Source organism: Shewanella sp. 11B5 (genome assembly GCF_002836795.1).
Classification (GTDB): domain Bacteria; phylum Pseudomonadota; class Gammaproteobacteria; order Enterobacterales; family Shewanellaceae; genus Shewanella; species Shewanella frigidimarina.
On record NZ_PJAP01000347.1, the window covers coordinates 1 to 8,696 of the forward strand.

The following is an 8,696-nucleotide window of genomic DNA, read 5'->3' on the forward strand; positions in this document are numbered from 1 at the left end:
ATTTTCTCCATCGCACTGACGTTGTAGTTAGGTATAAATGCCATGCGTAAATATGGCGTAACAAGAGGATCTGAATTCACCATATGGGCTACATTATTGGCCAATTTAATAATCTGTTTTGCCATGGCATACCCAGGGGCTGCTTTTCCACCAATTAACACGCAACGCGGCACCATATCCTGCGTGTCTCCATTAAGAATACGGCGATATAAATGGATAACATGTAGGATATTCATCAATTGGCGCTTGTATTCGTGAATACGCTTAACTTGCACATCAAACATCATCTTAGGATCAAATTCGACGCCACACTGCTGTCTCACAAATTGGGTTAATGATTGTTTATTCTCAAATTTTACCTGGGCCCATTCTTTAACAAATGCTTTGTCACTAATACAGTCATTTAGCCCCTTAAGCCGTGACAAATCCTTAATCCAATCATTGCCTAAACGACTACAAATCAACGAAGATAATTTAGGGTTACAAAATGCTAGCCAACGTCTAGGAGTTACACCGTTAGTTTTGTTATTAAACTTGTTAGGCCATAATTGATAGAAGTTATTAAATAACCCCTCTTTGAGTAACTGAGTATGTAACCCTGCCACACCATTAACAGAGAAACTGGCAACGATGGCTAAGTAGGCCATACGAACTTGCTGTTCTCCGCCCTCTTCAATAATTGACATCTCAGTCAGCTTTTGAATGTCACCAGGCCAATGATGTGCCACCAACTCTAAATACCGTGCATTAATCTCAAATATGATTTCGACAATACGAGGAAGCATATTTTTCATCATAGGAACTGACCAACGCTCTAATGCCTCTGGCAATAAAGTATGATTGGTATATGCCATCGACTGACTTGTAATTGCCCACGCAGCGTCCCAACTTAAGCCATATTGATCAAGCAACAATCGCATCAATTCTGGCACCGCAATGCTAGGATGAGTATCGTTAAGCTGCATTACGTTAAGCTCACTGAAGTGGCTAAAATCTTCACCAAACTTGTTCACATAACGGATTAATAGGTCCTGTAAACTGGCTGAAGATAAAAAATATTGTTGCTTCAGCCGTAACTCTTTACCATTAACGCTAGCGTCATTGGGATACAACACCATGGTAATTTGTTCAGCCAAGTTTTTAGTCGCTACTGCTTCTGCATAATCACCTTCGTTAAACTCTGCTAAATCGAAATCATCATTGGCTTCCGCTTTCCACAAACGTAAGGTGTTAATACGATTATTTTTATAACCAGGAATAGGCATATCATATGGAATAGCTAATACTTTTTGAGTGTTAACCAAAACATGATGCCGATGTCCCTGCTTAAAAGAATGAGTTTCGGTATGACCATAAAAAGGGACAGAAACAATATGATTAGAAATTCGGACTTCCCAAGGATTACCATTTCGTAACCAACGATCGGGTCGCTCTACCTGATAGCCATCTATTATTTTTTGTACAAACATGCCGTATTGATATCGGATACCATAACCTGTAACGGGTAAATCCAAACTAGCACAACTGTCGAGAAAACAAGCCGCTAAGCGTCCAAGTCCACCATTTCCTAACCCTGCATCATGCTCAACTTGTTCAATATGTTCTAAATTAGTGGCGTACTCTGTGAGTACTTGTTGAGCATCCTCGGTAATGTCTAAACTTAATAATGCATTGCCTAATGCTCGGCCCATCAGAAACTCTAATGACAAATAGGCCACTTGTTTTTGTTGATATTGATTATCCTTGAGCCGTGTTTGTCGCCAGTCATCAAGCATTTGTTCCTTAACGCTTTGTGCTAAGGCATTAAACAATTCATGTTTATCGTGATCGTCTCTACATAACTCGTAGCGCATATGTCTTGCTAATAAGGCTTTTAAGCTATCGCAAGGTTCTTCGTGAGAACAATCTTGTTCGTCTATTAATATCTCGGCAGTGACTTCAACTTTACTATTGGTTTTACTGATATTAGCACTGGCGTTATCTTTCGCTGTGGTCATCAATTGCTCCTTGTAAACTCGGTATGGAATAACATTAAACTACGACTCATTAAACTGACTTGCTGATCCTCATCCACTGAAGGCTCACTTTCTTGGGTATGTAATAAACAATGCCAATATCGAAGATGGGGTAATTGGGGCAGAGTAAAGGTATGCGCTAACTCGTCTGTATTAATCATCAATAACAATGCTTCTGTACTCTCAGCGACAGCGCCAACATCAGCATGAGCTAAATTTCCCGTTAAGATGACACTCAAAGTCCGGATTTGATACTCACCCCAATGGCATTTGTTCATCACCTCACCCTGGCGGTTAAACCACGCTAGACCATTATCGAATAGTGCTTCAGGTTTATGAATAAATGCTTGATGACATAACATAGGAAAGCGTTTACGTAAGGTGATCAACTGAGCGGTAAAATTCACCAATGACCAATCTATTTGCTGCCAGTCGAACCAACCAATAGGATTGTCTTGGCAATAAGCATTGTTATTACCTTGCTGAGTTTGGCTAGATTCATCGCCGGCCAACAACATTGGCACCCCCTGAGACAGCAACAAACACGTTAATAAGTTACGTTTTTGTCGGCTGCGAATTGCATTAATATCAACATCGTCGCACTCACCTTCTATGCCGTAATTGCTGCTACAGTTTTCCTGATGACCATCGCGATTTTCTTCACCGTTGGCCAAGTTATGACGATCACGGTAACTGACCAAATCATGCAAACTAAAACCATCATGGCTAGTAATAAAATTGATGCTGGCGGCAGGACCACGACCGTTATGTTCGAAAAAATCGCTTGAACCGTGGAACCGCTTGGCAAACTCAGGCGATAAACCGCTGTCGCCACGCCAGAATTTGCGCATGGCATCTCTATAACGGTCATTCCACTCACTGAATGCCACGGGGTAATTGCCTAACTGATACCCCCCTGGGCCAATGTCCCACGGCTCAGCAATCAATTTGACTTTGCACAACACAGGATCTTGAGTGATGGCATCAAAAAAGCCACTTCCACGATCAAAACCATAAGCTTCTCGTCCAAGGCAACTGGCTAAATCAAATCTAAACCCATCAACGCCCATCACTTCTACCCAGTAGCGCAGCGAATCCATGACCAGCATCAGCACTTGGGGATGATTAAGGTTGAAAGTATTACCGCAGCCAGTATCGTTAATGTTGAAACGTTTTTCATTGGGTAATAACCGATAGTAGCTAGCATTATCGATACCACGAAAACTGAAAGTGGGTCCCAAATGGTTTCCTTCGGCGGTATGGTTAAAAACCACATCGAGGATCACTTCAATCCCAGCAAGATGAAGTGTAGAAACCATTCGTCTGAATTCGCCAATATCTCCCTCATCCGATAAATAAGCAGAATGTGGAGCCATAAAAGCAATGCTGTTGTAACCCCAGTAATTAGTCAGGCCTTTTTGCACCAAAAAGGGTTCATCAAAAAAGCCATGCACGGGTAACAACTCTATGCAGGTAATCCCTAAGTTTTGTAAATAGTCGATTATCGGTTGGCTAGCTAACCCAGCAAACGTCCCTTGTTGGGACAATTGAATATTGGGGTGCTGTTGAGTAAAACCCTTTACATGAGTCTCGAATATGATGCTTCTAGCGAGACTAATATTAAGGGGTGCAATTGGAATATCGTTTACAAATCGATTGTCTGACACCATACATTTGGGCATGTATGGTGCGCTGTCTTGAGTATCAAATGACAAATCTTCATTTAAGGCATCAATGTCATAACCATAAATCGCAGAGTGGTATGTCACTTCCCCGACTAATCTTTTGGCGTAAGGATCGAGCAGAAATTTATGATGATTAAAACGGTGCCCGAGTTCAGGCTGGTAAGGCCCAAAAACTCGATAGCCATAAAGCAGTCCCACTTTAGCACCCGATAAGTAGCAATGCCAAATTTGTCGTGTTTGATGCTGCATAATGTATTGCGCTATTTCAACACAGCCTGTGGAGTCAAAAATACACAGCACTACTTTTGTTGCATGCGCCGAAAATAACGAAAAATTCACCCCATTATCATCGAGTGTTGCCCCAAGTGGATAAGGATAACCGCTGGTCATATCCATATAACATGCCCTTGTAAAGTTGAAACCATTATTTCGTCACCCACTTATTGCGTAGGCTGATCTTGTACGTCTAGTTCTGGAACCCAAATACTGCAACCCAACGGTGGTACTGTGATAACAATACTGTGTGACATGCCCTGCCATGGAGTAGCCTGAGCTTCACAGGGATTATCATTGACGACATCACCGCCACCATAGTGGCGATGGTCGCTGTTGAGCAATTCGCGGTAGTTTTGCGCCGTGGGTACACCCACTCTGAAGCCGTAATAAACCTGTGGAGACATGTTGACCACAATCACGACATGTTGTTGCTTGTCCATTCCAAAACGACAAAACACCAAAATGTTATTGTCAGCATTGTTGCAGTCGAGCCATTGGAAACCGTCGCTATGATGATCGCGTTGATATAATGCAGGATATTGTTGATAGCATTGATTGAGATCGCGCACCCAATCTTGCACACCTTGATGTGGTGCATAGGTTAATAAATGCCAGTCTAGGCTCTGGTTATGGTTCCATTCGTTGCGCTGGGCAAATTCGTTACCCATAAACAATAATTTTTTGCCAGGATGAGTCCACATAAAGCCATAATAAGCACGTAATGTGGCGAACTTCTGCCAGTCATCACCCGGAATTTTATGCAGTAACGACCCCTTGCCGTGAACTACTTCATCGTGACTGAGTGACAAAATAAATTGTTCCGTAAAGGCATACACCAAGCTAAAAGTAAGTTCACCATGGTGATAACGCCTAAAAAGGGGATCGCAACTGATATAACGCAGAGTGTCGTTCATCCAGCCCATATTCCACTTAAAACCGAATCCTAAGCCATTATTGCTGGTGGCTTGCGTCACACCTGGCCATGCGGTGGACTCTTCAGCAATCATGTTAATGCCTGGGAAGCATTGGTACATGCGCGCATTTAATTCTTGTAGAAAGCTGATAGCTTCAAGGTTTTCACGACCGCCAAATTTATTTGGGATCCATTGATCGGCTCTTCTGCTGTAATCGAGGTAGAGCATAGACGATACAGCATCAAGCCTTAAGCCATCAAAATGAAATTCATCTAACCAGTAATGGGCATTACTGTATAAAAAACTGCGTACTTCTGCGCGGCCATAATTATAAATTAGTGTGTCCCAATCCGGTTGTTCGCCTTTGCGGGGATCATCATGTTCATACAAGCAACTACCGTCAAATCGCACCAAGCCATGAGGATCGCGAGGAAAATGTGCTGGCACCCAATCGAGTAACACCGCAATGCCTTGCTGGTGGCATTCATCAATAAAAGCTCTAAGGCCATTGGCATCACCAAAGCGATACGTAGGGGCAAATAACCCTACGGGTTGATATCCCCAAGAGCCATCAAACGGATATTCACTGATTGGCATTAACTGTAAATGGGTAAAACCCATCTCTTTGATATAAGGCACTAACTCGGCAATTAACTGCGAGTAATCAGTATATTCCTGGCCGTCATCCCCCTTGCGGCGCCACGATGCTAATTGCACCTCATAGATAGACATAGGTTGTATGTGTGGCTGATGACTTGCCCGATCTGCTAACCATTGACTATCTTGCCAGTCATAACGTTCGACATGAGGGATTTTCGAGGCATTATGAGGTGATGGTTGCATGGCGACCGCGTAAGGATCGGACTTAATAACTTGATTGCCATGCATATCGCTAATGGCGTATTTATAGTGTTGTTCGGGCTCAACCTCAGCAATGAAAATATCCCACAGCCCACTGGCTGGATGGTGACGCAATATATGGCGCTTGTTGTCCCATAAATTAAAATCACCCATCACCGCAACTTGCTTAGCATTAGGCGCCCAAACACAAAAATGAACCCCTTTCACACCGTGATGCTCGCGCCAATTAGCCCCCTGAAAATGGTATGTTTGCAACTGGCTTCCTTCGCCAAATAAATACACGTCATCAGGGTTGAGTAAGCTGTCAAATTGATATGGGTCGTTAATAAGTTGCTCACACAAGGGATATTGTACCCGTAATAAATAAGCGAAAGATTTCACTCTGCGGCCCATTTTACCGGCAAATAAACCGTGCTCGTTCACTTGCTCAAGTGTTGCCACTTTACGTCCATCCTTAGCGCTCAACACATCAACACTGATCGCACCAGGTATTAAGCAACGGACAACCAGCGCTTTACCATCATTAACACTGTGCATGCCAAGCAGTGAAAACACATCTGTGTACTCACCATTTAATAAGGCTATTTCACTACCTTGTTGAAAATACGGGGTCGCTACAGTCATATTCAATGATCCATTAATAGGCAAGTTTATCGGATGACGATGTGTTTTCTGTATTTGTGTTTACTGTTCTTGTATTTACTGCACTTGTGTTAACTGCACTGGCTTGAGTTCGGGACTTTCGGGCTGATGCTATCGCTTCTAGACGTTGCTGTACTTTAGGGCTTTGGGACATTTGTTTGATTGAAAGGGGTAATCGACGCTGCCAATTAGGGAATGCTTTCCAGGTGCCGGGAATATTTACCCCGTGTTTATCGGCGACTAAATCACTTAATTGCACACTAAACAGTTGTGCATTGCCATTTGCGGCAACACGTATCCAGGCCAATAACACACTGTCAAAATCTAATTGTTCAACCGATGTAATGGAGGTTGGTAGCTCAAATTCCTGTTCGCGGATAAGCAAGTCAATCAATTGCAGTTTCTCTTGCTGACGCTGGTCTATGGCCTGCTGTAATTTGTCATCGGTTTCAATCAATTCGAGCTGACGTCGTAGACGTAAGTCAGCACCAAACCACCACGCAGAAAGCGTTGGTACATCATGATTAGCCAGCATCATCAGGCTTTGACGCTTATAGTTTTGTGGTGATTTGAAGCGATTGTGGTCTTTACAAAAATAAAATAATTCATTAGATAAAATGCCTGCGTCCTGTAAACACGCCACAATTTCCGGTGGTACTATGCCTAAATCTTCGCCAATCACGATACAACGAGCGCGCTGACTTTCTAAACAAACAATGGCTAACAAGGTTTCTAACGGATAATAGACATAACAACCATTACCGAGTTCTTCATGTAGTGGCCACCACCACAAACGCAGTAATCCCATGACATGATCAATTCTCAATGCCCCGCAACTTTGCATATTACTGCGAACCAACTGGATAAAATGACTATAATCATGCTGTTTTAATTTAACCGGATCGAATGGGGTTAAACCCCAATTTTGGCCATGTTCAGCAAAAGGATCTGGCGGTGCACCAATACTGGCGTTGTCACAAAACAAATCGGCATTGGCACTAATTTCGGCGCCATGACTCACAGCCCCGACAGCCAAATCACGAATAAGCCCAATACTCATACCACATTGTTTTGCATTCAACTGGCAAGCTTGTAATTGCTCATTAGCGACAAATTGTAGATACAAATAAAAGCCAACATCTTGAGTGAAATATTTAGATGCCAATTCCACTTCAACGGTAACAAACTGCATCAGCGCAGCTTCATCATGTGCTAAAAACGCCTTATAGGCTTTGTACCGTGGCGTTTCGAGCTTGACGTGGTGAGAACAAAATATTTGATACATTTTCTCTAAGGCTGCGTATTTCAGGCTATGCACTTCATCGTAATTTATAAGATGTGCTTGATTCAGCACTAACCTTTTTTGTTGCCACTTCTGTGATAATAGTTCCCCATTGAGGGCCTTATATTCATCAACGGCTTCAATTTGTATATATAAAGGGTTTAATCGACGGCGGTCCGTTGGACTGTATGGACTAGGGTTATCTGGCTGGCTGATGTCTACAGCATGTAGTGGATTGAGAAGGATAAAATCCGCACCGGCATTGGCAGCATACTCTATAAGTTCAGCTAAATTGCCAAAATCACCAATGCCCCATTGCGCCTCATTACGTAAAGCATACAGTTGCGCATTAAGTCCCCATGATTCCTTATTGTTGTTAAATGGTTGCGCTGAACGACCTTGATAAGCCGAAGACGGTGCAACCATCAACTGTCCATGTAAGGTGTCTTTACGCTGAGGATCATGATTAAACGCTAAATCAACTTGGTGATAACCTAAATTCAATGTAGCGTTATCAAGCATTAAGCGATATTGGCAATAACGCTTATCATTAATATGATATTCGCCAGCAATAACACAATCACATACATTGGCACTCACCGAGATTGTGTCAATATTTTCACCGCTGATGGTCACCACAAACCCAGATACATAATTCTCTGGCAGATAGACATCAACATGAGGCTTATCAATAGTACACCATTGAAAAGTATGTAGCGGAAGCAACCAAGGCTGTACATCGAGTAGCTCTATTCGTGCGTCTATCCTTGGTTGTGATAATTGCTGCTGAGTAAAATCCTGTACATCAAATGATTGCGGGTCGGACTCATCATGAAGATGTTCATGTTGATGAAACGATGATTGCAATAACATCGTGGTTAAAATGCCCTGCCTGTCCCTAGCGGGTATGTGAACAAGATTACCGAAACAATCGATAAACTCTGCCCCAACGCCTTGCAAATATAGCAACTTCTCTAGTCCCATATTTGTCTCCCTCGCGATAATTAACTGCATTAATTCC

The 8,696-nt window shown here is 42.7% G+C and carries 4 protein-coding genes; all 4 read right to left on the bottom strand.

Going from position 1 to position 8,696, the window contains the following annotated elements; all coding sequences use genetic code 11:
* On the bottom strand, positions 1 to 1,997 hold a 1,997-nt coding region (gene glgP / locus CXF78_RS07410), incomplete at its 3' end, for a glycogen/starch/alpha-glucan family phosphorylase (protein WP_102036408.1).
* Complete coding sequence (gene glgX / locus CXF78_RS07415) at positions 1,997 to 4,096, bottom strand: glycogen debranching protein GlgX (RefSeq protein WP_102036409.1); 2,100 nt, start codon at positions 4,094 to 4,096, stop codon at positions 1,997 to 1,999. The genes glgX and glgP, both read right to left, overlap by 1 nt.
* Positions 4,097 to 4,140: 44 nt before the next feature.
* Positions 4,141 to 6,375 carry a 1,4-alpha-glucan branching protein GlgB gene (gene glgB / locus CXF78_RS07420; RefSeq protein WP_102036410.1) on the bottom strand — a complete coding sequence of 745 codons (2,235 nt, stop codon included), beginning with the start codon at positions 6,373 to 6,375 and terminating at the stop codon, positions 4,141 to 4,143.
* A 13-nt stretch (positions 6,376 to 6,388) separates the two neighbouring features.
* On the bottom strand, positions 6,389 to 8,659 hold the full coding sequence (gene malQ, locus CXF78_RS07425) for a 4-alpha-glucanotransferase (RefSeq protein WP_102036411.1): 2,271 nt from the start codon (positions 8,657 to 8,659) through the stop codon (positions 6,389 to 6,391).
* Positions 8,660 to 8,696 lie beyond the last annotated feature (37 nt).

Coding starts and splice junctions, on each gene's coding strand:
- malQ (WP_102036411.1), bottom strand. CDS start 8,659: ATGGGACTAGAGAAGTTGCTATATTTGCAAGGCGTTGGGGCAGAGTTT.
- glgB (WP_102036410.1), bottom strand. CDS start 6,375: ATGACTGTAGCGACCCCGTATTTTCAACAAGGTAGTGAAATAGCCTTA.
- glgX (WP_102036409.1), bottom strand. CDS start 4,096: ATGGATATGACCAGCGGTTATCCTTATCCACTTGGGGCAACACTCGAT.